The 24,819-nt window shown below is 71.8% G+C and carries 23 protein-coding genes; 17 read left to right on the top strand and 6 right to left on the bottom strand.

Annotation, left to right across the window (positions count from 1 at the left end; genetic code table 11):
• Positions 1–3: 3 nt before the first annotated feature.
• The 3 genes from trxA to ACGF3C_RS28490 form a co-directional block, all read right to left on the bottom strand.
• On the bottom strand, positions 4–351 hold the full coding sequence (gene trxA / locus ACGF3C_RS28500; protein ID WP_393226730.1) for a thioredoxin: 348 nt from the start codon (positions 349–351) through the stop codon (positions 4–6).
• Entirely contained in the window at positions 330–713 is a 384-nt protein-coding gene (locus ACGF3C_RS28495; protein ID WP_357231990.1) for a MerR family transcriptional regulator, read from the bottom strand. Before ACGF3C_RS28495 ends, trxA begins: the two co-directional genes overlap by 22 nt.
• A gap of 86 nt (positions 714–799) precedes the next feature.
• The gene (locus ACGF3C_RS28490) at positions 800–1,762 is read right to left on the bottom strand and encodes an AraC family transcriptional regulator (RefSeq protein ID WP_393226729.1); all 963 of its coding nucleotides are present in this window, start codon (positions 1,760–1,762) and stop codon (positions 800–802) included.
• Positions 1,763–1,977: 215 nt separating this feature from the next.
• Here ACGF3C_RS28490 and ACGF3C_RS28485 point away from each other — a divergent pair, with 215 nt between their 5' ends.
• The 4 genes from ACGF3C_RS28485 (at position 1,978) to ACGF3C_RS28470 (ending at position 6,940) form a co-directional block, all read left to right on the top strand.
• Complete coding sequence (locus ACGF3C_RS28485) at positions 1,978–3,519, top strand: NAD(P)/FAD-dependent oxidoreductase (protein ID WP_357231984.1); 1,542 nt, start codon at positions 1,978–1,980, stop codon at positions 3,517–3,519.
• 114 nt (positions 3,520–3,633) lie between these two features.
• Positions 3,634–4,833 (top strand): low temperature requirement protein A, encoded by a 1,200-nt coding sequence (locus tag ACGF3C_RS28480; protein WP_357231981.1) that lies wholly within the window; start codon positions 3,634–3,636, stop codon positions 4,831–4,833.
• A gap of 157 nt (positions 4,834–4,990) precedes the next feature.
• On the top strand, positions 4,991–5,887 hold the full coding sequence (locus tag ACGF3C_RS28475) for an acetyltransferase (RefSeq protein ID WP_393226727.1): 897 nt from the start codon (positions 4,991–4,993) through the stop codon (positions 5,885–5,887).
• A 75-nt stretch (positions 5,888–5,962) separates the two neighbouring features.
• On the top strand, positions 5,963–6,940 hold the full coding sequence (locus ACGF3C_RS28470) for an alpha/beta hydrolase (RefSeq protein WP_393226725.1): 978 nt from the start codon (positions 5,963–5,965) through the stop codon (positions 6,938–6,940).
• Positions 6,941–7,137: 197 nt separating this feature from the next.
• On the opposite strand, the gene ACGF3C_RS28465 is transcribed toward ACGF3C_RS28470, so the two are convergent.
• The gene (locus ACGF3C_RS28465; protein ID WP_393226723.1) at positions 7,138–8,226 is read right to left on the bottom strand and encodes an aldo/keto reductase; all 1,089 of its coding nucleotides are present in this window, start codon (positions 8,224–8,226) and stop codon (positions 7,138–7,140) included.
• 140 nt (positions 8,227–8,366) lie between these two features.
• On the opposite strand from ACGF3C_RS28465, the gene ACGF3C_RS28460 reads away from it, so the two are divergent.
• The 13 genes from ACGF3C_RS28460 (at position 8,367) to ACGF3C_RS28400 (ending at position 22,858) form a co-directional block, all read left to right on the top strand.
• On the top strand, positions 8,367–8,972 hold the full coding sequence (locus tag ACGF3C_RS28460) for a TetR/AcrR family transcriptional regulator (protein WP_357233395.1): 606 nt from the start codon (positions 8,367–8,369) through the stop codon (positions 8,970–8,972).
• 59 nt (positions 8,973–9,031) lie between these two features.
• On the top strand, positions 9,032–9,211 hold the full coding sequence (locus tag ACGF3C_RS28455; RefSeq protein WP_357233397.1) for a hypothetical protein: 180 nt from the start codon (positions 9,032–9,034) through the stop codon (positions 9,209–9,211).
• Between the two features lie 207 nt (positions 9,212–9,418).
• A complete protein-coding gene (locus ACGF3C_RS28450; RefSeq protein ID WP_393226720.1) occupies positions 9,419–11,035 on the top strand; it encodes an ABC-F family ATP-binding cassette domain-containing protein in 1,617 nt (538 codons plus the stop codon).
• 211 nt (positions 11,036–11,246) lie between these two features.
• On the top strand, positions 11,247–12,338 hold the full coding sequence (locus ACGF3C_RS28445) for a LacI family DNA-binding transcriptional regulator (RefSeq protein ID WP_393226718.1): 1,092 nt from the start codon (positions 11,247–11,249) through the stop codon (positions 12,336–12,338).
• Positions 12,335–13,270 (top strand): sugar ABC transporter permease, encoded by a 936-nt coding sequence (locus ACGF3C_RS28440; RefSeq protein ID WP_355010245.1) that lies wholly within the window; start codon positions 12,335–12,337, stop codon positions 13,268–13,270. The genes ACGF3C_RS28445 and ACGF3C_RS28440 overlap by 4 nt, the downstream gene beginning before the upstream one ends.
• Before the next feature lies 1 nt (position 13,271).
• Complete coding sequence (locus ACGF3C_RS28435) at positions 13,272–14,111, top strand: carbohydrate ABC transporter permease (RefSeq protein ID WP_238667634.1); 840 nt, start codon at positions 13,272–13,274, stop codon at positions 14,109–14,111.
• A gap of 36 nt (positions 14,112–14,147) precedes the next feature.
• Positions 14,148–15,440: a sugar ABC transporter substrate-binding protein gene (locus ACGF3C_RS28430; RefSeq protein ID WP_357233654.1), complete on the top strand. Its 1,293-nt coding sequence runs from the start codon at positions 14,148–14,150 to the stop codon at positions 15,438–15,440.
• A 4-nt stretch (positions 15,441–15,444) separates the two neighbouring features.
• Positions 15,445–16,614 (top strand): ADP-ribosylglycohydrolase family protein, encoded by a 1,170-nt coding sequence (locus ACGF3C_RS28425; protein WP_393226716.1) that lies wholly within the window; start codon positions 15,445–15,447, stop codon positions 16,612–16,614.
• Complete coding sequence (locus ACGF3C_RS28420; RefSeq protein WP_357231813.1) at positions 16,611–17,972, top strand: ADP-ribosylglycohydrolase family protein; 1,362 nt, start codon at positions 16,611–16,613, stop codon at positions 17,970–17,972. The genes ACGF3C_RS28425 and ACGF3C_RS28420 overlap by 4 nt, the downstream gene beginning before the upstream one ends.
• Positions 17,969–18,907, top strand: a complete 939-nt coding sequence (locus ACGF3C_RS28415; RefSeq protein WP_357231816.1) for a PfkB family carbohydrate kinase — start codon at positions 17,969–17,971, stop codon at positions 18,905–18,907. Before ACGF3C_RS28420 ends, ACGF3C_RS28415 begins: the two co-directional genes overlap by 4 nt.
• Positions 18,904–20,853, top strand: a complete 1,950-nt coding sequence (locus ACGF3C_RS28410; protein ID WP_393226713.1) for an SUMF1/EgtB/PvdO family nonheme iron enzyme — start codon at positions 18,904–18,906, stop codon at positions 20,851–20,853. The genes ACGF3C_RS28415 and ACGF3C_RS28410 overlap by 4 nt, the downstream gene beginning before the upstream one ends.
• Positions 20,850–22,037 (top strand): CaiB/BaiF CoA transferase family protein, encoded by a 1,188-nt coding sequence (locus tag ACGF3C_RS28405; RefSeq protein ID WP_393226712.1) that lies wholly within the window; start codon positions 20,850–20,852, stop codon positions 22,035–22,037. Before ACGF3C_RS28410 ends, ACGF3C_RS28405 begins: the two co-directional genes overlap by 4 nt.
• Complete coding sequence (locus tag ACGF3C_RS28400) at positions 22,037–22,858, top strand: HpcH/HpaI aldolase/citrate lyase family protein (RefSeq protein ID WP_393226710.1); 822 nt, start codon at positions 22,037–22,039, stop codon at positions 22,856–22,858. Before ACGF3C_RS28405 ends, ACGF3C_RS28400 begins: the two co-directional genes overlap by 1 nt.
• Positions 22,859–22,943: 85 nt before the next feature.
• Here ACGF3C_RS28400 and ACGF3C_RS28395 read toward each other — a convergent pair whose 3' ends face one another.
• Entirely contained in the window at positions 22,944–23,537 is a 594-nt protein-coding gene (locus tag ACGF3C_RS28395; protein ID WP_393226708.1) for a DUF305 domain-containing protein, read from the bottom strand.
• 71 nt (positions 23,538–23,608) lie between these two features.
• Positions 23,609–24,523: a DUF1996 domain-containing protein gene (locus ACGF3C_RS28390; protein WP_355010236.1), complete on the bottom strand. Its 915-nt coding sequence runs from the start codon at positions 24,521–24,523 to the stop codon at positions 23,609–23,611.
• Positions 24,524–24,819 lie beyond the last annotated feature (296 nt).

The raw sequence follows: 24,819 nt of genomic DNA, 5'->3' as shown, positions 1-24,819 counted from the left end.
CCGTTACCACCCGGCCTGCGCGGTCAGGGTCTCTCGCAGATACGTCTTCGGCCTGGACCCCACTGTCGAGCCGACGACCACGCCCTGACGAAACACGAGCAGCGTCGGCAGGGACATCACCCGGTAGCTACGGGTCGCCCCGGGGTTCTCGTCGGAGTTGAGCTTCGCCACGACCATCCGGTCACCGAACTCCTGGGCCAGTTCGGCGAGGCTCTTCTCGATGGCCTTGCAGGGGGGACACCAGTCCGCCCAGAAATCAACGACCACGGGTTTGTCGCTGTTCAGCACCAGCTCCGCGAATGTGTCGTCCGTGACGGTGACCAGCGAGCCTATTTGCGTCTCCTGGGGCATGTCTTCTCCCGATGTGCGATCGCCTGAGTGAGTTGACTGTGCAGTTGCTGGCGCACCGCGCCGAGCCGGTCGATGACGGCCTCGACCTCGACGATCTTGCGCCGCAGCACCAGCACCGAGTCCGGGCAGACGTCACCGGACGTGTTGCCGGCCCGGAGGCAGGCGACGAACGGCCGGACATCGTCGAGGCCGAACCCGACGTCGAGCAGCGCCCGGATCTCCCGCACGACGCGTAGCTCCGACTCGTCATAGTCGCGGTAGCCGTTGGGGGAGCGCTGCGCCCGTACCAATCCGTGCGCCTCGTAGTAGCGCAGCGTGCGAGGGCTCGTGCCGGCCCGCTCAGCCAGCTCGCCGATCAGCATCCAACCTCCTCCATCGGCCCGTCGCGACCACGCTAAACCTTGTCGTCAGCGTCAAGGCAAGGGCCGACCGTACGAGGCGACCCTCGTCACCGACGCAGGGTCGTGGACGGCGTCTCGCCGAAGCGGCTCCGATACTCGGTCGCGAAACGACCGAGGTGCACGAAGCCGTGTTGCAGGGCAACCGTCGTCACGGACGCCCCCGGCGCGGCCGAGCGGAGCGTGCGGTGCGCCGCGTCGAGTCGGCACGCCCGCAGGTACGCGGTCGGGGTGATCTGCAGTTCACGGCGGAAGCAGTCCTGAAGCGTCCGTACGCTCACCTGTAGCGCCTCGGCGACGTCACCGACGGTCAGCGCCTCCCCGTGGTGTTCGGAGATCAGGGCGCAGGCCCGGCGGACGAGACGCCCGGGGTGGGCGTGCTGGCCCGGCTCGGCCAGCAGGTGGGAGTGGCTGTGCTGATGGGCCAGCAAAAGCTTGCCGATGAGCCCCTGTTCGAAGCGGGCGGCCACCTGCGGGTGGTCGAACAGGGACGCGTCCGCCGGCTGGGACAGCTCGTCGGCGAGGAACGCCACCCCGCGCGCCCACGCCTGCGCGCTCGGCGTGGTCATGAGCATGCCGACGTCGAGGCGGACCGGGTCGTCCACCGGGTGGCCCAGCAGGCGGGCGAGTTCCCGGTCGACGGCGTGCCGGTCGGCGTAGAAGATCCGGTGGGGTGATCCCTCGGACCACCGCATGTCCGAGGAGTCGTACGGGGACAGCACCGAGGCGACGTCGGGGGTCGAGGTCACTGTCTGACCGGCGTGCCGGACCATCGTGCTGCCGGCGCTGGGGATCTGGACGAGGTAGAAGGTCTCCAGCGCTGGCGGTTGGATGCGCACCGCCTGCCCGTAGTCCAGGTCGATGACGCCCACCCCGCCCGCCCGGCGAGCCGCCATCCGTAGTTGCACGGCGTGCACACCCGCCTGCGGAGTGAGCCGGTGTGGACAGAAGACCCGACCCACCTCGGCGCGAGCCCGGTCGACGTCCTCCGTCCGGACCGTCACCGCATCCATCCGACACCTCCCGGGCGTCCCGTCGCGCTGACCGTAAGGCGTGATCGGGCCGGACCAGATCCGAAAGCCGTCGACCCGACAGGGAAAGGGTCCGGCTGCGCACGGCGGACAGCGCCCGCGTCGAGCGGATAGCGACCTTCGCGGCCTGCTCGCTAGCGTGCGAGCACCGCGGGCGGTCAGCGCCGGCACGGTTCGTACGTCCTTCGGAGGAGATCATGAGGATTGCCGTCGTCGGTGCCGGATTCGCCGGTGTGAGCGCAGCCAAGGTGCTGCGGCAGAGCGGATTCGACGTCACAGTGTTCGAGCGCGCGCCCGACGTCGGCGGGGTGTGGAGTCGTACCCGGCGATACCCCGGCCTGCACACCCAGAACGACAAGGGCACCTACCACCTCTCCGACCTGCCGATGCCCGCCGACTACCCGCAGTGGCCGTCGGGTGAGCAGGTCCAGCGGTACCTGGAGAGCTACGTGGAGAAGTTCGGGCTGGCCGGCGCGCTGCGCCTGTCCACGGAGGTCGCCTCGGCCGAGTTGGTCAACGACGAGACCGGGTGGCTGGTCACCTCGCGGCCGGCGGGCGCCCCGGCCCCGTTGACCGTGGAACGGTACGACCACCTGATCGTCGCCAACGGCATCTTCTCCGACCCGGTCGTCCCGTCCTTCGACGGGCACGCGAGCTTCGCGGCTGCCGGAGGGCGCGTACTGGCGACGGGGGAGTTCCACGACATCGAGGCCGCCCGGGGCAGGAACGTCCTCGTGGTCGGGTACGGCAAGTCGTCCTGCGACGTAGCGGTCCCGGTGAGCGAGGTCGCCGCCCAGACCCACGTGGTGGCGCGCGAACTGCTCTGGAAGATGCCCCGCAAGCTCGGTGGAGCGCTCAACTACAAGTACCTGCTGCTCACCCGGATGGGTGAGGCGCTCTTCCGTTACCTGCACCTGAAGGGCTTCGAGCGGTTCCTGCACGGCCCGGGGAACGGTCTGCGCCAACGCATGGTCGACAGCGTCGGCTCGGTCGCGACCCGGCAGTTCAACCTGCGCGAGCTGGGTCTCGTGCCCAACGGCAGCTTCGAGGACATCGCCCGCAGCACGGTCAGCCTCGCCACCGAGGGCTTCTTCGAGCGGGTCACCGACGGCCGCATCGCCGTACACCGGGAACAGGTGATCACCGAGTTGCTGGTCGACGGTGGCCGGCCCGCCGCGCGCCTGGCCGACGGCACGGTGCTCCCCGCCGACCTGGTGATCTGCGGTACGGGCTTCCGCCAGCACGTGCCGTTCTTCGACGACGCGTTGCACGCCCGGCTCCAGGACGACGCCGGCAATTTCATGCTCCACCGGCAGATCCTGCCGATCGGCGTGCCGCGGCTGACGTTCGCCGGCTACAACTCGTCGTTCTTCAGCCCGCTCAGCGCGGAGATGGCGGCGGTCTGGACGGCCGCGTACCTGCGGGGAGGGATCACACTGCCGACCGAGGTCCAGATGCGCGACGAGGTGCGCGCCCGACTGTTCTGGATGACGAAGCGCACCAACGGACGGCACGCTCGCGGCACGAACATCATCCCGTTCTCGATGCACAACGTCGACGAGGTGCTCGACGAGCTGGGGCTCAACGTCGGCCCGCTGACCCGGGCCCGACAGTGGCTGCTTCCCGTCGACCCGGGCTCGTACCGCAGGGTGACGGCACAGATGATCCGGCGTACCGCCGACCCGGTATCCGCCATCAGCGACGGAGACCCGATGAAGATGGATAAAATACGCAGATAGGTATCAGGTGGGCCGGTCGGCGAGGGAGGCTCGGGGACGATGGCAGCGGAACGGGGCCACCACAGTGGTGCGCCCGTCTCGACGACCCTGGCCGGCTGAGCTGTCCCGCCGTCCGTGCTGACGCGCACCGAGTTCTTCCGTGGGCTCGGGGACAGCAGGAGCCCCCGCTCGGCGACCGTCCTGGAACTGCTCTTCGACATCGTCTACGTCTTCGCGCTGGCCCGCCTCGCCGGGCGGGTCGCCGACGACCTCACCATCGTCCGGCACACACTGCTGTCCGAGGCCGGCCAGACCGTCCTCTTCTTCACGGCGATGTGGATGATCTGGTCGCTCAACGCCCTGCTGGCGAGCACCTACGACCCCCGGCGCCCCGATCTGCAGGCCGTCCTGTTGGCGACGATGTTCGGCACGCTGGTGCTGGCTGTCACGTTGCCACAAGCATTCGGCCAACGCGGCGTGATATTCGCCTGCACCTACGTGATCATCCAGGTCGGCCGACCGCTCTTCCTGGTGTTCGCGCTGCGGGGTCACGCGGGTCAGGCGTTCTCGCTGCGGGTGCTGACCTGGCACCTGGCGTCCAGCGTCCTCTGGATCAGTGGCGGCATCAGCGGTGGTCTCGGCCGAGGCGTCTTCTGGACCCTCGCGCTCGCCATCGAGCTGATCGGCGCCGCCACCACCTACCCCCTGCCCCGGATGGGCCGGCGACAGCTCACCAGCCTGCGGGTCACCGTCTCGCAGGAGCATCTCGCCGAGCGGTACAACCAGTTCTTCATGATCGCCCTCGCCGAGGTGGTGCTCGAAGCCGGCGCCGCGGTCAGCTTCCCGGGCTTCACCACCGAGGGAACCATCGCCCTCGTCGCCTCGTTCGTGGCGGTCGTCTCGTTCTGGCGGATCTACTTCTACCACGTCAGATCCGGTTCCGCCTCGACGCCGAGCGGGGAGGGGATCCAACTGTCCCGGTGGGCGAGCTACAGCCTGCTGTTGATCGTCGGTGGCATCATCTGCACCGCCGTCGGCTTCGGACAGGTCATCGAGGATCCGCACCCGCCGATCGACTGGGCTCTGGTGGCCATCATCTTCGGCGGCCCGGTGCTGTTCCTGATCGGGCGGAGCACCCTGGAGAAGGAAACCCGAACCGCGCCGCGGTGTCGGGCGCTGTACTTCGGCGCGGTGGCGCTGCTCGTGGCGGCCCCGCCGATGGTGCTGCTCCCGCCGATCGCCGTGGCGGCCGTCGCGGCGATCATCCTGGCCGGCATCACCGTGTACGACCAGCGAGCCCACAAGCGTGGGGCGCAGACCAACCCGACGCTGTGACAATCCATTGCGGCCGGCGACCCCTGCGCATATGGTCGTCGGGCACGCCGTCGAGCTGGAAGGAGGTCAGAACAATGTCCGATGTTCTGCGCCCCCTCCGCGCTCCGGCGTCCGCGCGGATCTGACCCGGGGCGCGCGCTTCCCGGAGGACCAACCCATGACTGATCTGGTCATCCGTCCGCTCGTCGCGGGCGAGGAAAACCTGTTCGACTCCATGCCTGATCCGCTGCCCCAACTGCGCCAGCTCGCGTACGCCGACGGGATCGCCGGTGGCGGCTACCGTCCCGAGAACACCTGGGTCGCGCTGCGCGCCGGGCGGTTGGTGGGCCGTGCCGCCTGGCTCCTTCCCCCGGGTGCGGTCGGTGCCCCGTGGTTGGAACGGTTCGATCTGGACGCCGAGCCCGAGGTGGGCGCCGAGCTTCTGCGCGCCGCCCACGAGGCGCTGGGCGGTCCCGGTCTGTACTACGCCGCCCTGCCGGCGCACTGGCGGCGTCGGCCCGAGGTGCTGGCCGTGGTGCGGGCGCCCATGACGGCCGCTCGCCTCGCCGGGCTGGTCGAGCGGGGGGAGCGACTTCGCTGCTCCTGGACCGGCACACCCCTGCCGGCGTCCTCCGGTCGGTACGACTTCCGCGTGCCCGTCGACGTGGCGGAGGTCAACGCGCTGGTCGCCAGGATCGCCGAGCCAGATGTGCTGACCGGCGTCGAGATCGCGCGGGTGGTCGGCGGCGTCGACCTCGCCACCGACCCGCTGGCCTGGTTGGGCGACAACACCGGGCAATGGCGCGTCGCGGTGGACGCCGGTGAGCCGGTGGGCCTGGCCGGCACGGCCGGAGACGCCTGCTACCCCCTGCTCGCCTATCTCGGCCTGCTCGACGAGGCGGCCCGGCCCGAGCTGCTGGCCGAGGCGGTCCGGGTGCTGGCCGCCGGCGGTGCCCGCGAGGTCATCGCCGACGTGGACTCGCACCGGGTGGCGGTGCTGGCAGAGTTGGAGCGGACCGGCTTTCGGCAGTTGCGCTCCCGGGTCGTCTTCGCGCCGCCGAACAACAAGGAATAGCTGACCGGGTGCGCCCGGTCACCCGGGCGCACCCCCTCAGCCGGCGTTGAGCGCGGCCCCTGTCAGCATCTGACCATGCCGGAGATCATCGCGCTGCTCGTCGGCGGGTTGGCGCTCGTCGTGGCGGCGGTCGCCGGGCTCTACCTCTGGCCGGTGGGCCGCCGTGGGTTACGGGTCGCGCCGGCCCGACCGCTCGACTTCGACACGGCCACCCGTGCCGCCGCGGCCATCATCGCCGCCGAGACGGCCGATCCGGAGGTGCGACCGGAGTCGCGCAGTCGCCTGCTGAGCCACGGTTCCCGTACCGGCCGGGCCGTGCTGCTCTTGCACGGCTACACCCTCGCGCCCGAGCAGTACGAACGGCTGGCCGAGGAGTTCTTCGACAGTGGGTACAACGTCTGGGTTCCCCGGGCGCCCCGGCACGGGACCGTCGACCGGCGGGCCCACCACCGGGTCGAGGCCGGTGAGCTGACGACGTACGCCGCGCAGGGGTGGGCCGTCGCGGCGGCCCTGGGAGACGAGGTCGGGGTCGTGGGCATCTCCGGGGGCGCAGTGCTGGCCGCCTGGCTGGCCCAGGTGCCGGGAAACGTCGTACGGCATCTGCTGTTGCTGTCGCCGTTCTTTGCTCCGAATCCGCGACAGGCGCCGGCCTACGCGGTGAAACCGCTCATCACGCTGTACGGGCGTCGCGTTCTGCGGGACCGCGTCACGTCGCGGGGATACTCCCTCGCCGCCGTCACCCAGTACCTGACCATCGCGCGCACCCTGCCGAAGCCGCCACGGCGGACCGGTCTGCGGAGCGCGGCGGTCGCGATCAGCCCGCTCGACGGCGTGGTGGACCTCAGGGCGGCGGTCGACGTGCCGCGCCGGATCGCCGACGCGAACGCGATACCGCTGCGGGTGTGCACCCTGCCGGAGACGTTGGGCGTCGAACACAACACCCTCAACCTCGCCGCCCTCGGCGTCGAGGGCGACGAGCTGCGCCGGCTGTACGTCGCGCTCTACGAGGGTGCACCAGCACCAGAACCAGACCCCACGCCGACCCCCCACTAAATCCCCCCGCCCGCCCGCCCCCGCCCCCCGCCCCCGCCCCGCCCCCGCCCCCGCCCCGCCCCCGCCCCCACCCCGCCGATCTTGCACTTTCGGTTGTCGACATGAGTGGGACGCCCCTTATGTCGGGACAGCAAGTGCAAGATCGACGGGGAGGGGCAGGGGGCGGGGGAGGGGCAGGGGCGTGATCGTGTGAGGTGCTACTTGGCGTTGAACACCGGCGGGGCGTAGCCGGCTGGCTTGTCGCCAATGCCGAGGCCGGGGCTCACCACCCAGGACTGGTACTGCGGGGTGAACATCACGTAGGGCACCCCGAGTTGCCGAGCGCTGGCCTCGTCGAGACGGCGGCGCGCGTCGGCCGGGATCTCGAAGTCGAGCGCCTCGAAGTTGCTGCCGATCTGCTCGGCGCTGCTCGCGCCGATGATCACCGAGGCTACTGCGGGTTGGGTGGCGACCCAGTTGATCGCGACCTGGGCCATGCTGCGGCCCAACTCGGTGGCGACGCTCTCCAGGGCGTCGATGACCTGCCACTCGCTGGCGCTGACCTCGCGGCCGCCGGTGTCGGGATTGGTCAACCGGCCGGTCCCGCTGAGGCCGTCGCCGCTGCGGCGGTACTTGCCGCTGAGCAGGCCGCTGGCGATCGGGCTCCATGCGGTGAGCCCCATGCCCATGGTCTGGGCCATCGCCACGTACTCCGCCTCGATGTCGCGGCTGACCAGGGAGTACGGCAGTTGCAGATTGATCATCGGGGCCAGGCCGTGCGCCTCGGCGTAGCTCTGCGCCCGGGTGGCATACCAGGCCGGTACGTCGGAGAGGCCGGCGTACCGGATCTTGCCGGCGCGCACCAGGTCGTCGAGAGTGTGCACGACCTCCTCGACCGGGGTGATCCGGTCCCAGGTGTGCAGCAGGTACAGGTCGATGTAGTCGGTGCCCAGTCGGCTCAGCGACGCCTCGACGGCCCGCATGATGTGCTTACGGCCGTTGCCGCTCGCGTTCGGGTCGCTCGGGTCGACGGTGTTGGTGAACTTGCTGGTGAGCACGAGCCGTTCGCGCACAGCGGCCCGCTCGATCAGCCGGCCGAGGATCTTTTCGCTCTCGCCGGCGGTGTAGAAGTCCGCCGTGTCGATGAAGTTGCCGCCCGATTCCAGATACCGGCGGAAGATCGGCTCGGCCTCCTCCTCGGTCTTGCCGTACGCGGCGTGGAATCCGTCGACGCCGAAGTTCATGGTGCCCAGCGCCAGCCGGCTCACCCGCAGACCGGACCGCCCGAGCAGGTAGTAGTGGTTCATCGTTGTGTCCTCTCGATCACGTGGCGGCCCCGAGCGGACCGTTTTCCAGACCTTTGCTCGGCAAAATTGGACCTGCAAGTCCAAAAGCCGAGCTAGGGTCGGACGGGCAGGCACGAGGGGCAAGCGGTGAGGGAGGTCTCATGACAAGGGCGCTGACCCGCAAGGGCGAGGCCACCCGGGCGCGGATCGTCGCCGGCGCCGCCGCCGAGATCCGTGAGCGCGGCGTCGACGAGGTACGCCTCGAGGATGTGATGGCCCACACCGGCACCAGCAAGGGTCAACTCTTCCACTACTTCCCGGAGGGAAAGGAAGAACTGCTGCTGGCGGTGGCCCAGCACGAGGCCGACCAGGTCCTGCTCGACCAGGAGCCGATGCTCAGCAACCTGACGTCCTGGCCGGCCTGGCTGGCGTGGCGCGACCGACTGATCGAGCGCTACCGGGCACAGGGAGTGAAATGCCCGCTCAACGGTCTGCTCGGCCAGACCGGGCGGCGGGCGCCGGGCGCGCAGGCGATCGTGACCGGGCTCATGTGGCGCTGGCAGAACGCGATCGCCGACGGCGTCCGGCACATGCAGTCGACCGGGGACATCTCCGCGGACGTGGACGCCGACCGCGCCGCCGCGGCGCTGCTCGCCGGCATCCAGGGCGGCGTACTCCTGCTGCTCTCCACCGGAAAGACCGACCACCTGGAAGCGGCCCTCGACCTCACCATCGACTCCCTGCGGGCAGGTGCCCGGACGGCCTGATCGTGTCAGGATCTGCCCGTCCGGCCGTGTCGGTCGCGGTCGGAGAGGGGCGGTCGATCATGTCGGCAGGAATGGCGGCGGCACTGGTGGGCGGCGGGGTCGCGCTCTGCGCTGGTCTGCTGCTGGTGATCATCGCCGTGCTGGGGCGTCGCGCTCGGGCCGGGCGACTGGCGGGCCGATACACGTCCCGGCGGGGAAACTCGTCGGACAACAGCTCGTCGAGCACGGGCGGGAGCTGAGCCGAAGCCGGCACGGTTATTGTTGCGCCCGAGTTCTGGGAGATCGGAGCAGACGTGGCAGGTGACGACGACATCTCCGGGTGAGCACCCGGACCGGCCGCCGACGGGCGCGTGATCGCGCCTCCGTCGCCGCGGCCTCCGTCGTCATGTCCTGCTTCCGCCGGGGTGCCGGTGTGCGCCCCGGATCGTCGTTATCCGAGGTTCCCCATGTCTGTTCGACCTGCTCTCACCGCCCATGACCTCGTGCGGGTCCGCGGCGACCGCCGGGTGCTCGACGGCGTCTCCCTGACTGCCGCGCCCGGCCACCGGATCGGCCTGATCGGTGAGAACGGCACCGGCAAGACGACCCTGTTGCGGGTCCTGGCCGGCGTCGACGTACCCGACTCCGGCACCGTCACCCGTCCACCGGACGTCGGCTTCCTGCACCAGGAACTGCCGTTGCGGGCATCCGCCACCATCGCCGCCGTCCTCGACGACGCGCTGCGCGAGGCTCGCGCCAACCTCGCCGAGCTGGACCGGATCGGCGTCGCGCTCGCCGACGCGCCGGAGGGCACCGAGCAGCACGACCGGCTGCTGGCCGCGTACGGCGAGGTGCTGGAACGGGCACAGGACCGCGACGCCTGGGACGCCGACCGGCGTGCCCGCACGGTCCTCGACGGCCTCGGTCTCGGCGGGCTGCCCCACGACCGCATGGTGGGTGCGCTCTCCGGTGGGCAACGTGGCCGGCTCGCCCTCGCGGCGACGTTGATCCGCCGGCCGAGCGCGCTGCTGCTCGACGAGCCCACCAACCATCTCGACGACGCGGCGGCGGCGTTCTGCGAGGACCAGCTCCGTGCCATGCCGGGGGTGGTCGTGGTGGCCAGTCACGACCGGGCCTTCCTGGACGCCGTCTGCACCGATCTCATCGACCTGGACCCGGCGGTCGACGGGCCGGTCCGCTTCGGCGGCGGCTACACGGCGTACCTGACGGCGAAGCGCGCCGAGGCGCAACGGTGGCGGCGGCGCTACGACGACGAGCAGGCGCTCCTCGCCGACCTGCGCGAGGCCGCCGCCGTGACCGGGCACCAGGTCGCCCACGGCCGGGGCCCGCGCGACAGCGAGAAGATGGGGTACGGGCACACCGCCGGCCGTGTTCAGAACCAGATCTCCCGGCGCGTCCGCGACGCCGTCCGTCGACTGGAGACGATCGAGCGCGACCCCGTTCCGGTGCCGTCGGAGCCGTTGCGCTTTCACGCGACGGCGCTCGCCGTCGGTGACAGTGACAGCGTCATCGTCACGGCGGACCAGCTGGAGGTTCCCGGCCGACTGCGGGTGGCGCATTTGGAGCTCAGGTCCCGCGACCGGCTGTTGGTGACCGGCCCCAACGGGGCTGGCAAGTCGACCCTGCTCGCCGTGCTCGCCGGCCGGCTGACCGGTGCCGGAACGCTCTGGCGACGACCGGAGCTGCGGGTCGGCCTGCTCACTCAGGACAGCGTCTTCGCGGATGCGCGGCGGACGGCCCGGCAGGTCTTCGAGGCGGCCGTCGGGATGGAACGGGCCGCTGCCGTACCGCTGTCGTCCCTCGGGTTGCTCGCCCCGGCGGACCTCGACCACCCGGTGGCCGACCTGTCGGTCGGACAACGCCGTCGGCTCGCCCTCGCGGTGCTCGTCGCCGATCCGCCGGAGCTGCTCCTGCTCGACGAGCCCACCAACCACCTCTCGCCGACGCTCTGCGACGAGTTGGAGGACGCGCTGGGCACCGGCCCGGGTGCCATCGTCGTGGCCAGCCACGACCGCAGACTCCGCTCCCGCTGGCCCGGCCGAGAGCTCCGCCTCCCCACCTGAACCCACCCCCACCCCGACAGTTGATCATGAAGTTATTGCCACGACACGCCGCTGCGCAGGGCAACAACTTCATGATCAACGCGGCGGGGCGGGGTGCGGTAGTGCGCGGTGCGGGGTTGGAAACGTTTTCGTAACGGGCCCTTGACCTCTCCGCCACTTGCGGAGCAGACTCCCCGGAAACGTTTACAGCTATCGGGTGGAGGTGCCGAACGTGGGTCGTAAACGTTTACAGGAACCGGCGGACGGCCGGCCCACGGTGCACACCGTCGCCGCCCGCGCCGGCGTCTCCATCGCGTCCGCCTCGCGGGTGCTCAACGGCGTCGGCGGCAGCCCCGAGACGATCCGCAAGGTTCGTGAGGCGGCGGCCGAGGTGGGCTACGTGCCCAACGCGATCGCCCGGTCGTTGCAGTCCCAGCGCACCGGTCTGATCGCGCTCGCGGTGGAGGACATCGGCAACCCGGTCTACGTGGAGATGATGCGGGCCATCGAGGCCGTGGTCGCGTCCTCCGGGCGGCAACTGCTGGTGCACGCCACCGGCGGGCGGATCGACAACGAGACCGCTCTGCTGCGACGGCTGGCCAACCGCTACGTGGACGGCATGATCGTCTCGCCGATCCGGGTCACCGACGACCACCTCACCGCGCTGGTGGACAGTCCGGTGCCGGTGGTGGTCGTCGGCCAGCTCGGCGCGGACGCTCCGATCGACAACGTGCGTACCGACTCGCGCCACGGTGTGGCGCTGGCCGTGGACCACCTCGTCGCCACCGGCCGACGGCGGATCGGTTTCGTCAACGGTCCGCTCGACACCGTTCCGGGCGCCGCCCGTGACGCCGGATTCCGGGCCGCCCTGACCCGACACGGCATCCCGCTCGACGCCGACCTGATCGAGGTCGGCGACTTCCAGTACGCGGCCGGCCGCGCCGCCACCGAGCGACTGCTCGCCCGCGCCGACCCGGACGCCCTGGTCTGCGCCAACGACCTCATCGCGGTCGGCGCGCTGCACGCCCTGCTGGTCGCCGGCCGTCGGGTGCCGCAGGACGTCGCCCTGGTCGGCATGGACGACACCGAACTGGCCCGGATGATGTTTCCCCAGCTCTCCAGCGTCTCGCTCGGCTCGGCCGAGCGTGGTCGCCGAGCCGCCGAACTGCTCCTGCACCGCATTGCCGACGCCACGGTGCCGCCGCGACGCGAGCAGGTGCCGCCGAGTCTCGTCGTTCGCGCGTCGAGCGCCGCGACCCTGCCGGTCCCTCGACCCGCCGGCCCACCCACCACCCACCCGTCCAGCGAAGGGGTGACCGCATGACCACCCTGACCGAGCGGCCGGACGTCGAACGGGCCGAGCCGGCCCGCCGGCGCAACCGGTTCCGCTCCGACCGCACCACCATCTACCTCCTCCTGCTGCCGTCGCTGCTGCCGATCCTGGTGCTGTCGGTGTTTCCCCTGCTGCGGGGCATCTACCTCGGCTTCACCGACGCCCGCGCCGGTCGCAACGTCGAGGTCAGCTTCACCGGCCTGGCCAACTACCGGGACCTCCTCGGCGACGAGCTGTTCTGGAACTCGTTCAAGATCGGCCTTCTCTGGGCGGTCGGGGTGACTGTGTTGCAGTTCCTGCTAGCCCTCGGGCTGGCGCTGCTGCTCAACCAGCAACTGCGGTTCCGAGGCGTGGCGCGGGTGCTGGCCGTCGTGCCCTGGGCGATGCCGCCCGTCGTCGTCGGCATCCTGTGGAAGCTCGTCTACCACCCCGACGCCGGCCTGATCAACGAGTTCTTCCACCGCGTCGGCGCCGACGGACTGCGGACGAACTGGCTGGGCGACTTCAGCACCGCACTGCCCGCGGTGATCATCGTCGGGGTCTGGGCGGGCATGCCGCAGACCACTGTCGTCCTGCTCGCCGGCCTGCAGGGTGTGGGTCGCGAGCTGCACGAGGCGGCGGCGGTGGACGGGGCCAGCACCTGGCACCGGTTCCGGCACGTCACGCTGCCCGCGCTGGCGCCGGTGATCGTGGCGATCACCTCGCTGGACTTCATCTGGAACTTCAACTCGTTCGGCCTGGTCTACGTGCTCACCGCCGGTGGACCGGGCGGCAAGACGATGCTGCCGATGCTCTTCGCGTACGAGGAGGCGTTCCGCTACGGCAACTACGGCTACGCGGCGGCACTCGGCAACGTCATGGTCGTGATCATCATCGCGCTGCTCGCGGTCTATCTCCGTCGCCGGCTCAGGGAGGCGAACTGACATGTTCGGAAAGCCGAGCCGCACGAGCCGGACGCTGCAGTATCTGGCGCTCGCCGGCTACCTGATCTTCCTCGGGTTCCCTCTGGTCTGGCTGCTCTCCACGGCGTTCAAACCGCCGCGCGAACTGGTACGCCTGCACCCGACGTTGATCCCGGACAACCCGACGCTGCAGAATTTCGTGCAGGCGTTCACCGAACAGGAGCTGGGCCGGGCGGCGCTCAACAGCCTCCAGGTCTCCCTCGCCTCGGCGGTCCTGACCGTGCTGGTCGCCATGCCGGCGTCGTACGCGTTGGCCCGGTTCCGCTCCAAGCTCGGCACCGCCGCGCTGGGCTGGGTGCTGCTGTCCCAGCTCTTCCCTTTCGTACTGCTGATCATCCCGATCTTCCTGGTGCTGCGGCAGGTCGGTCTGGCCAATACGCACGCCGGGCTGGTGCTGATCTACGTGGTCTGGGCGCTGCCGTTCGCGCTGTGGATGTTGCAGGGCTTCGTCCGCAACATCCCGAGGGAGCTGGAGGAGGCAGCGTCGGTCGACGGCGCCACCCGGGTGCAGGTCCTGCGGCGGGTGGTCTTCCCGCTGCTCGCTCCGGGCCTGGTCGCGACCGCGTTGTTCTCCTTCATCTCGGCCTGGAACGAGTTCTTCTTCGCACTGGTGCTGATCAAGACCCCGGAGCTGGCCACCCTGCCGGTGGCGCTGGCCCGGTTCGTCGGCATCGAGGGCACCGCCCGGCTGGGTCCCCTGGCCGCGGGTTCGCTGCTGGCCACGCTGCCCAGCCTGATCTTCTTCGCGTTCATGCAGCGCCGGCTCTCGTCCGGGTCGCTCGCGGGCGCGGTCAAGGGCTGAACCGTCCCCCCAACCACCACCAAGGAGGTACCCCCCATGCTTCGTACCCGATTCCGCCGACTCGCGGCGGGCGCCGCGGTCGCGGTCGTCGGCCTCGGCGCGCTCACCGCGTGCGGCTCCGGCGGCGACGACGAGGCCGCGTCCGGCCCGGCCAAGCTGCGTTTCCTCAGCCTCGCCTGGCAGAAGGAGTCGCTTCAGGTCAACAAGGACCTGGTCGCCAAGTGGAACGCCGAGCACCCGGACATCCAGGTCGAGTACGTCCAGGGTGACTGGAACTCGGTGCACGACCAGTTGCTCACCTCCTTCGAGGGCGGCGACGCGCCGGACATCGTGCACTACGAGGCGTCCTCGATCGGGGAGTTCAGCAAGCAGGGCTACCTGGCCGACCTCTCCGACCTGGTCTCCGACGACCTGAAGGGGCAGATCGACAAGGGCATCTGGGACACCGCCACCGTCGACGGCAAGGTCACCGGCGTGCCGTTCCTGCTGGAGTCGCAGGTCGTCATCGCCAACAAGAAGCTGCTCGACGCCGCAGGTGTCGCGGTGCCGCCGGCCGACGGCGGCTGGACCTGGGACGAGTTCCAGAGCAACGCGCAGAAGCTCACCAAGCCCGGCCAGTACGGCGCGGCGTGGGCGTTGAAGTCGCCGACCAACCGGGTGCTCAACCTGGCGCTCAACTACGACGGCAAGTTCTTCTACGGCGACGGTGGACGCACCGAGGTCAAGGTCGGCGACGCGGAGAAGGAAATCCCGAAGCGGATCCACGACATGCTCTACACCGCCAAGTCCGCCTCCCCGGAGGCGCTCGGCATGAGCGGCGCGGACACCCTGCCCGGCTTCTTCGGCGGGAAGTACGCGATGCTGCCCGGCTCGGTGTCGCTGCGCCAGCAGATGGTCGAGCAGGCGCCGGCCGGCTTCGAGTGGGTCACCCTGCCCCCGATCAAGGGACTCTCCACCAAGCAGGCCGCCAACCCGCAGACGCTGTCGATCTCCGAGGACAGCAAGCACAAGAAGCAGGCCGCGCAGTTCCTGGAGTACTTCCTGAACCCGACGAACATGGCCGCCCTGGCCAAGGGCGACTGGCTGGTGCCGACCGGCAAGCAGGCCAACGAGCAACTGGTCAAGCTCACCGACGGCAAGCAGGGCTGGGACGTCGCCGCGGACAGCGCCGCGGACCTGACCGTCGCCCCGTTCCAGCAGGCCGACGGCTACCCGGAGTGGAAGACCAAGTACGCCACCCCGGCCCTCCAGCAGTACTTCGCCAACAAGATCACCCTCGATCAGCTCGGCACGCAGCTGGTCGACGGTGGCAAGCAGGTTCTGAGGTAACGACATGTCACTCTTGCTCGACACATCGGTTGGTTGCCTGGTCGGCGCCGCTGTCGGAGACGCCCTGGGTGGCGCCACCGAGACGGCGTTGCCCGAGCAGATCCGTGCCCGCTTCGGCGGCTGGGTCGAGGGCATCGTGCCCCCGTACCACGCCGACTGGGCCACCGCGCGACCCCTCGCGCCCTACCACAAGGGCGACGGGCACCTCACCGATGACACGTTGATGACCCACGCCCTGGTCCGCGCCTACGCGGCCAAACGGGACCACCTCGATGCCTTCGACGTGGTGGACCTGCTGGTTCCCGACCTGATCGAGCGGGTGGTGTACATCCCCGACCTGGAGCGCGACGGGGTGACCTTCCACCGGCTCGCCGCCGCCGAACGGTGGCTGGTCACCCGACTGCACCACGCCCACGCGGACCCCCGCGAGGCCGGGGTCGGCAACATCGTCAACTGTGGCGCGGCCATGTACATGGCACCTGTCGGCATCGTCAACGCGGGCGACCCGGCCGGGGCGTACGCCGAGGCGGTGGAGATCGCCGGCGCGCACCAGCACAGCTACGGGCGGGAGGCCGCCGCCGTGTTCGCGGCCTCGGTCGCGGCGGCCGCGACCCCCGGCGCGGGCGTCGAGGACGTCGTCGCGGCGGCGCTGGACCTGGCCCGCGACGGCACCCGCGCGGCCATCGACGCGGTGGTCAAGGAGGCCCGCGGTCACCACGACTGGAAGCAGGCCATCCCGGCGCTGCGGGCCGCGGTCGCCCCCTACGACACGGTGGGGGAGGAGTACCGCAGCCCCGGCCTCGGCGCGCGGCGGCCCAGTCGCCTGCACGCCATCGAGGAGCTGCCGGTGGCTCTCGGCATGCTCGTGGTGGCGGGCGGCGACTTCCGGGCCGCGGTGCTCGGCTCGGTCAACTACGGCCGGGACGCCGACTCCACCGCCACCATGGCCGCCGCCATCGCCGGGGCGCTCGGGGGCGCCGACGCGGTGCCGGCGGAATGGTCCGACGTGGTCGCCACCGCCTCAAGGACCGACCTGGTGGAACCGGCCCGGGTTCTCGCGACGGTGGCCGGCGAGGTCTTCGAGCGCGACCAGGCCCGCTTCGCCCGCCGGGCGGAGCGGTTCGCCGGGCTGGCCGCCGGTGCCACCCGGGGGGTTGGGGGCGAGACCCGGTGAGGATCACCTGGGTTCAGCCGGAGGACCTGCTGCCGCACGAGCTTGCTGCCAGCCGGGACGAGGGGCGTGACGTCGCCGCGATCGCTCAACGGTGGACGGCGGCCGGCGGGGACCTGACCCCACCGGTCAGCGGGGCGTCGGTGAACCCGGCGTCGCCGGAGCTGCGGGTCCTCGCCACGGAGCTGCTGGACGCCGCCGACGCGGTGCCCGCGGTCGACACCACTGACGAGGCCGACGACCTGACCTCGCTGCGGACCGGGTGGCCGACCACCTGGTCGCTGCCGACCGAGGCGGCGTACGACCGGTTGCACGGCGGGTGGCTCGGCCGGGCGGTCGGCTGCCTGCTCGGCAAGCCGGTGGAGAAGATTCCCCGCGAGGGCATCCGGGAGATCCTCACCGCTACCGATCGGTGGCCACTGCGCGACTGGTTCACCGCGAAGGGGCTCCCGGCCGACGTGGCCGCCCGCTGGCCGTGGAACCGGCGCAGCGCGCCGACCAGCCTCGCCGAGAACATCGACGGGATGCCCGAGGACGACGACCTGAACTACGCGTTGCTGGCGCTGCGGGTGCTGGAGACGCACGGTCGGGGCTTCACCAGCGCCGACGTGGCGCAGGCGTGGCTGGACTGGCTGCCCGGTGGGCGGGTCTTCACCGCCGAGCGGGTGGCCTACCGCAACCTACTGCTCGGGTACCCGCCGCCGCAGAGCGCCCGCCGGCACAACCCGTTCCGTGAGTGGATCGGCGCGCAGATCCGCACCGACGTGTACGGCTGGGTCAACCCCGGCCGGCCGGACCGCGCCGCCGAACTGGCGGTACGCGACGCGACGGTCAGCCACGTCCGGGGAGGGGTGCACGGCGCGCTCTGGGCTGCGGCCCTGTCGGCAGCCGCGCCGGTGGCCGACACCGTGGACGAGGTGCTGGACGCGGCCGAGGCGGTGCTGCCGCCGACCAGCAGGTTCGCCGCCACGGTCCGGGAGGCGCGCGCCCTCGGCGCGGGCACCGACGACTGGGAACGCGTCGTCGACGAGCTGTACGCACGACACGGCCACCTGCACTGGGTGCACGTCCGCAACAACGCGGCGCTGGTGGCCGCCGCCCTGGCGTACGGGCGGGGGGACCTGGAACGGTCGATCACCGCCGTGGTCAGTGGTGGCTGGGACACCGACTCGACCGGCGCGACGGTCGGCGCGGTGACCGGAGCGCTCACCGGCGCGTCCGGGTTGCCGCAGCGCTGGGTCGCCCCGCTGGGCAACCGGCTGGCCAGCAGCATCGCCGGCTTCGACGGGATCGGCTTCGACGAACTGGCCGAGCGGACCCTCGCCCTGGCACAGCCGGCGACGGAAGGGAGCGTGGCATGAGCGCGCGGGTGGCGGTGGTGGGCAGCAGCAACCTGGACCTGGTGGTCACGGCGTCGCGGCTGCCCCGCCCCGGTGAGACGGTGCTCGGCGAGAACTTCCGGACCGTACCCGGCGGCAAGGGCGCCAACCAGGCCGTCGCCGCCGCCCGGGCCGGTGCGGCCTGCGACTTCGTGGGCGCGGTGGGCGACGACGAGTTCGGTACCCGGATGCGGGCCAGTCTCGTCGACGCCGGCGTGGACGTCAGTGGTCTGCGGACCGCCGCCGGCCCCTCCGGTGTCGCGTTGATCGCCGTCGACCGGGACGCGGAGAACTTCATCCTGGTCGCGCCCGGCGCCAACGGAACGCTGACCGAGCTGGACGCGGACGACCGGGCGAGGATCGCGGCGGCCGACGTGCTGCTGCTGCAACTGGAGGTGCCGCTGAGCGCCGTGCTCCAGGCGGCGAGCTGGGCCCGGGCCGACGGCACCACAGTGGTGCTGAACGCCGCGCCCGCCGCCGCGCTGCCCACCGCCCTGCTCGACCTGGTCGACGTGCTGGTGGTCAACGAGCACGAGGCGGCGGTCGTTGCCGAGGTCGCCTCCGACGACCCGCCGATGCTGCTCGACGCCCTGCTGAAGCTGGTGCCCCGGGTGGTTCTCACCCTCGGCGCGCGCGGGGCCGCGTACGCCGATCGACACGGCCTGCGTCTCGCGGTCCCGGCGCCGCAGATCGACGCGGTGGACACCACCGCCGCCGGTGACGCGTTCACCGGCGCGCTCGCCGTGAGCTGGGCCGAACGCGGCGGCGCCAGCAGCGAGGACACCGTCACCGCCAGCCTGCGCTGGGCCTGCGCCGCCGGCGCGGCCTGTGCCCAGCGGCCCGGAGCGTCCACCGCCCTGCCCGACCGGCCGGCCATCGACGCCCTCTACGACGCGACCTACCGAGGTGCACCGTGAGCTTCAACCCGTACGTCCCGCGCCCGATCGACCGGCCGACCGAGGTGCCGTTGGGCGGGCACGCCGACCTGAGCACCCTGGACGAGGCGAAGATCTTCGCCGCCCCCGCCGACCCGGCCGACTGGCCGGCCTGGCGGGAACAGATCGCCCGGTGGCGGGTCGACGCCCGGGACCGGATCGGCTACGTCGGCGAGCACTACGACGAGATCGCCGGTGACTGCTTCAGCGTCTGCCTGGCCTGGCTCTGGGACGAGACGCTCTACGACCACGAACGCGGCGTCTTCACCGTCGACGAGTTCCTCGACGCGGCCGGGCGGGACTTCGGCGGCTTCGACGGGGTGGTGCTCTGGCACGCGTACCCGGTCATCGGCCTCGACGACCGCAACCAGTTCGACTGGTACCGGGACGTGCCGGAGCTACCCGATGTGGTGCGCGCGTTCCAGCAGCGTGGGGTGCGGGTCTTTGTCGACTACAACCCGTGGGACACCGGAACCCGGCGCGAGGTGGGCAGTGACGCCGAGGAGGTCGCGACGCTGGCCGGCAAGCTCGGCGTCGACGGGGTCTTCCTGGACACCCTCAAGGAGGGCGCCGGGGAGCTGCGCGCCGCGCTGGACGCGGTGCGCCCCGGCATGGTCCTGGAGGGCGAGAGCCGGGTGCCGCTGGCCCGCATCGCCGACCACGCCATGTCCTGGGCGCAGTGGTTCGCCGACTCCGAGGTGCCCGGCGTGCTGCGGGCGAAGTGGTTCGAGCGACGGCACGTGCTGCACCACACCCGGCGCTGGCACCGCGACCACCTCGACGAGCTGCACTCCGCCTGGCTCAACGGCGTCGGCGTGCTGGTCTGGGAAAGCGTCTTCGGCGTCTGGGTCGGCTGGAACGAGCGCGACCGCGCGGTGCTGCGGGCGATGCGCCGGGTGCAGACCAGCCACGCGGCGTGGTTGCGCGCCGAGGACTGGGTGCCGCTCGCCGACCACCCCGGCGACGGCCAGGTGTACGCGTCCCGCTGGACGCACGACGACGAGCCGCTGTGGACGGTGGTGAACCGGGGCGCGGACCACGACGGCCCGTGGCTGGTCACCGACCCGAGCGCTGGCCGACACTTCGTCGACCTGGTCACCGGTGCCGCGTTGACCGTCACCGAGACCGCCGACGGTCGACTGGCGGTGGGCGGCCCGCTCCCCGCCGGCGCGATCGCGGCCGTGGCGCGCGGACCCGCCTCCGCGCACCGGCACGACCCGTCGACCGGCGACCCGTCCTTCCCGGCCCGCGCCGCGGTGCGAGTCCGTACGCCATGGGCGCCCCGACCGCAGGTGCCGCCGGGCCTGGTCGCCGTCGAGGGCGGCCGGCACGACCTGGTCGTCCGGCACCGGGTACGGGAGACCGGGCTGTACGGCGAAGCGCCCTACGTCGACGAGTGGAAGCCCCTGCCGCCCCGGCTGCACCACCCCGGCACGCTGCGGCGCAGTGTGCGGCTCGGCCGGTTCGCCATCGCCGTGCACGAGGTCACCCATGGCGAGTACGCCGAGTTCCTGCGCGCCGCCGGCTACGTTCCGGTGCGCCCGGAGCGGTTCACCGCCGGCTCCGGTCCGGCCGACGCCCCGGTGACCGGGGTCGAGCTGGCCGACGCGCGGGCGTACGCCGCGTGGGCCGGGCTGCGACTGCCCACCGAGGACGAGTGGCAGGTCGCCGCCGAGGCGGGGCTGCTCGTACGGCGGGAACCGCTGGTGTGGAACCTGACCGAGAGTGAGCACTCCGACGGTCGTACCCGCTTCGCCATCCTCAAGGGCGGCGCCCAGTACCGGGCGCAGGGCTCCGACTGGTACCTCGACGGCGGCCCGCAACCGGCGGACGTGTCGGTGAAGCTGCTGCTCACCGGTGCCGGCCTCGCCCGCTCCGAACAGGTCGGCTTCCGTTGTGCGGCCGACCTGCCGGAGGTGACCCGATGACCGCGCCACTGGACGGTGTCAAGGTCGTCGACCTGGCCACCCTCTTCGCCGGGCCGCTCGCGGCGGCGTTCCTCGGTGACTTCGGCGCCGACGTGATCAAGGTGGAGCATCCGGCCAAGCCGGACCCGTCGCGGGGGCACGGCCCGGCCCGCGACGGTGTCGGGCTCTGGTGGAAGGTGCTCGGCCGCAACAAGCGCACCGTCACCCTCAACCTCTCCGACCCGGACGGCGCCGCGTTGCTGCGTCGGCTGCTCGCCGACGCCGACGTGCTGGTGGAGAACTTCCGCCCCGGAACACTGGAGCGGTGGGGGCTCGGGCCGGCCGAGCTGCACGCCGTCAACCCCCGGCTGGTGATCACCCGGATCAGTGGGTTCGGGCAGGTCGGCCCGTACGCCCGCCGGCCCGGCTTCGGCACCCTCGCCGAGGCGATGAGCGGTTTCGCCGCGGCCACCGGGGAACCGGACGGGCCGCCCACGCTGCCCCCGTTCGGGCTGGCCGACTCGGTGAGCGCGCTCGCCGCCGCGTACGCGGTGATGCTCGCCCTGCGGGCCCGCGACGTCACCGGCGCCGGGCAGGTGGTCGACCTCGCCATCATCGAGCCGATCATGGCGATGCTCGGGCCGCAGGTCACCTGGTACGACCAGCTCGGCTACATCCAGCCCCGGCTGGGCAACCGGTCGAACAACAACGCCCCGCGCAACACCTACCGCTGCGCCGACGGGCGCTGGGTGGCGGTCTCCACCAGCGCGCAGAGCATCGCCGAGCGGGTGCTGCGACTGGTCGGCCGCGGCGAGCTGATCGACGAGCCGTGGTTCGCCACCGGCAGCGGGCGGGCCGCCCACGCCGACGAGTTGGACGCGGCGGTGAGCGCCTGGGTGTCGCAACGGGACCGCGACGAGGTGGTGGCCGCGTTCGAGGAGGCCCAGGCCGCGGTCGCTCCCGTCTACGACGTGCGCGACATCCTCGCCGACCCGCAGTACGCCGCGCTGGGCACCGTGCGCACCGTGCCGGACGAGGAACTGGGCGAGGTACGGATGCAGAACGTGCCGTTCCGCCTCACCGAGACGCCCGGCGAGATCCGGCACGCCGGTCGGCGGCACGGCCAGGACACCGACACGGTCTTCGGCGCGCTCGGCCTGAGCGCCGAGGAGTTGGCCGCGCTGCGCGAGCGGGGGGTGCTCTGATGCTGTTGAGCTGGCTCTACGTACCCGGCGACCGCCCGGACCGGTTCGCCAAGGCGGTCGCCTCCGGTGCCGACGCGGTCATCCTCGACCTGGAGGACGCCGTCGTCGCCGGACGCAAGGCGTACGCCCGGGACGCCGTCGCCGAGTTCCTCACCGAGGCGCACCCGGTGCCCGTGCAGGTCCGGGTCAACGAGCTGACCGGCCCGGACCTTGATGCCGACCTGGCGGCGGTGGCCGGCCGGCCCGGGTTGGCCGGGCTGCGGCTGCCGAAGGTCGAGTCGGCCGCGACGCTGGCGGCCCTCGCCGAGCGGGTCGACGTGCCCCTGCACCCGCTGATCGAGTCGGCGGCCGGGCTGGAGGCCGCGTACCCGATCGCCGCCGCTCACCCCGCGGTGGCCTCGATCGGGCTCGGTGAGGCCGACCTGCGCTCGGATCTGGGGGTGAGCGACGACGACGGGCTGCTCTGGGCGCGCGGCCGCGTGGTGGTCGCGGCCCGCGCGGCCGGTCTGGCCCCGCCGGCCATGTCGGTGTACGCCGACGTCGTCGACCTCGCCGGTCTGGCCGCCACCTGCGCGGCGGGCCGACGGCTCGGCTTCCTCGGCCGTGCGGCGATCCACCCACGCCAGCTCCCGGTGATCGTCGACGCGTTTCGCCCGGCCGATCGGGAGGTGGCCCGCGCCGCGGAGCTGCTGGCCGCCGTGGCGGACGCGCACCAGCGGGATTCGGGGACCGTGGTGCTGCCCGACGGCCGCTTCGCCGACCGGGCGATGGTGGCCGCCGCGCGGCGCGTCGTCGACCTCGCCGCCCGCTACGCCGCCTGAGCCGCGCCGCCTGCTCCTCCAAGTCGTCGGTGTGGCCATCCGCCTGCCAGCGTCGACCCCGCCGGACCGCCCACCGAGCGCGCGGCTACGCGGGGTCGAGGTGATCGAGCCGTTCGAGGTCAGCGGTGCCGGACCGAACCACGGCCGCCGCCAGCGCGACGGTCGCCGGCTGGACGCCGCTCTGCTGCTCCGCGGTGGCGATCCGGACCGACTGTGCGAGATGCGCCCGCAGGTGCCCGGCGAGCAGGCGGTGAAACGGCTGCCCGCTGGCCGCCCGCAGCGCGGCCATCTCCTGCGCGGTGGCCATGCCCGGCATGTCGTGGCCCTCGTGCGGATTCGTGGTCGGCGCGGCGGCGTCGGCCAGTAGCCGGCGGGCGGACTCCAGATCGGCGCGTCGGGTGGTGGCCACCTGGGTGGCCGTCTGCCGCCAGGCCGGGTCGGTGGTCCGCCCCGGCACCAGATCGAGGACGGGCAGCAGGCGTTCGGTCATCGCCACTGTCAGTTGCAGCCAGGCGACGTCGGTCGGGTTGAACGCCGTACCCGTGGGGGTCGGCGTGGTCGTCGCCGGTGGTGCGGCCACGGGTGGTGTGGCGGTGCTGACCGCGTCCCGTGGCCCGGGGCCGCAGCCGGCGACGACCAGCACGGCGATGAGCACCGTGGACGCTGCGGGCTGGCGCATCCGATCTCCCTTCCGAACCACGGCGGCGGGCCCGGGTGACCGGACCCGCCGCCGTGGTGTGGAGCTGTCGCTCAGATCGGTCGGCCGTCGTGACCGCACTTGATGACGGGACGGATGCAGTCCTGGACCCGGCGGGCCAACTCCGCGACCGGCCAGGCGTTGAAGAAGTCGCCGTGCATGGTGTAGCCCGGCCCGGAGGCCAGCCGGAACCGCGACGGATCGCCGGTGACCGGGTACCGCAGCACCTGGCGCAACTTCGGCACGTGCACCGGGTGGGTGCTCGGGCAGGCCTGGTTCACCGGGTACGCCAGGTGGCTCTTGTGGTCCGGCGAGTCGAGGTCACGGCCGTTCCAGCACTGCGGGAAGTCCAGGTACGACTCCAGCATCGTGCCCGACGGGCAGTTGACGAAGTCCTTCGACGGCGGCACGTGCCCGGCGTGCAGGCAGGACCACCGGGCGATGCTGTCGTTCGGCCCGGTGGCCTTCGCGTTGCCGGCGACGAGCCGCAACCCCTGCGGGAACGGCTGGGTGTTCGCGACGACGTCGGCGCGTACGCCCTCGCCCAGGTAGTAGAACGTGGCGATCGCCGGTTCCACCGCGACGTTGTCCTGGTACAGGGTCGGCACCCAGTACGACGAGACGTCCACCCGCGGGTTGCAGGTGGTGGGCGAGTTGACCAGGTCGGGGAGGGTGGTCCTGGCGTTCGTCACAGTGCTGCCGAAGAAGCTGTGCATGTGCGACGCCCCGGGCAGCCCGGGGAAGACGATCGGGTCGTCCGGCAGCCGGTGGCTGTAGGTGCAGTCGGCGGGGAACTCGGCGACCCGGATGGCGTTGGCGCCGAAGTCAGCGCCGGCTTGGCCGGGGGCGGCGTCGGCCCGGTTGGTGGTGGACACCAGGTACGTGCCGAGTAGCACCAGCAGGGCGCCGATCGCCGTGGCGAGGCGCAGTCGGCGGGGGATGCCGGAGAGGGGTGCGGCCCTGTCCATCGTGACTCCTGTCGGGGGACGGGTCAGGGACAGCTCCGGCGCCGCCGCCGAAGGCATCGGAGTTGTGCCTGGCCAGACTGGGTGGTGGCCGGTTGGGCCGGGTGCGAGAGAGCGCTCTCACTGCACCCAGCCTCACGCCGAAGTCGACAATTGTCAATACGTGCCGCAGATGGTGGAAAGACGACGAAGGGCCGGACCCTCGTGGGGTCCGGCCCTTCGGTCATGTGGTTCGGGTTGGGTCAGCTGGTGGCGTAGCCGCGGGTGGCGATCCAGTCGGCGAGGTGTTCGACGCTGAT

The sequence above is a fragment of the Micromonospora sp. NPDC047762 genome, assembly GCF_043204655.1.
Taxonomy (GTDB): domain Bacteria; phylum Actinomycetota; class Actinomycetes; order Mycobacteriales; family Micromonosporaceae; genus Micromonospora.
This window is presented reverse-complemented; position numbering and strand designations above follow the sequence as displayed.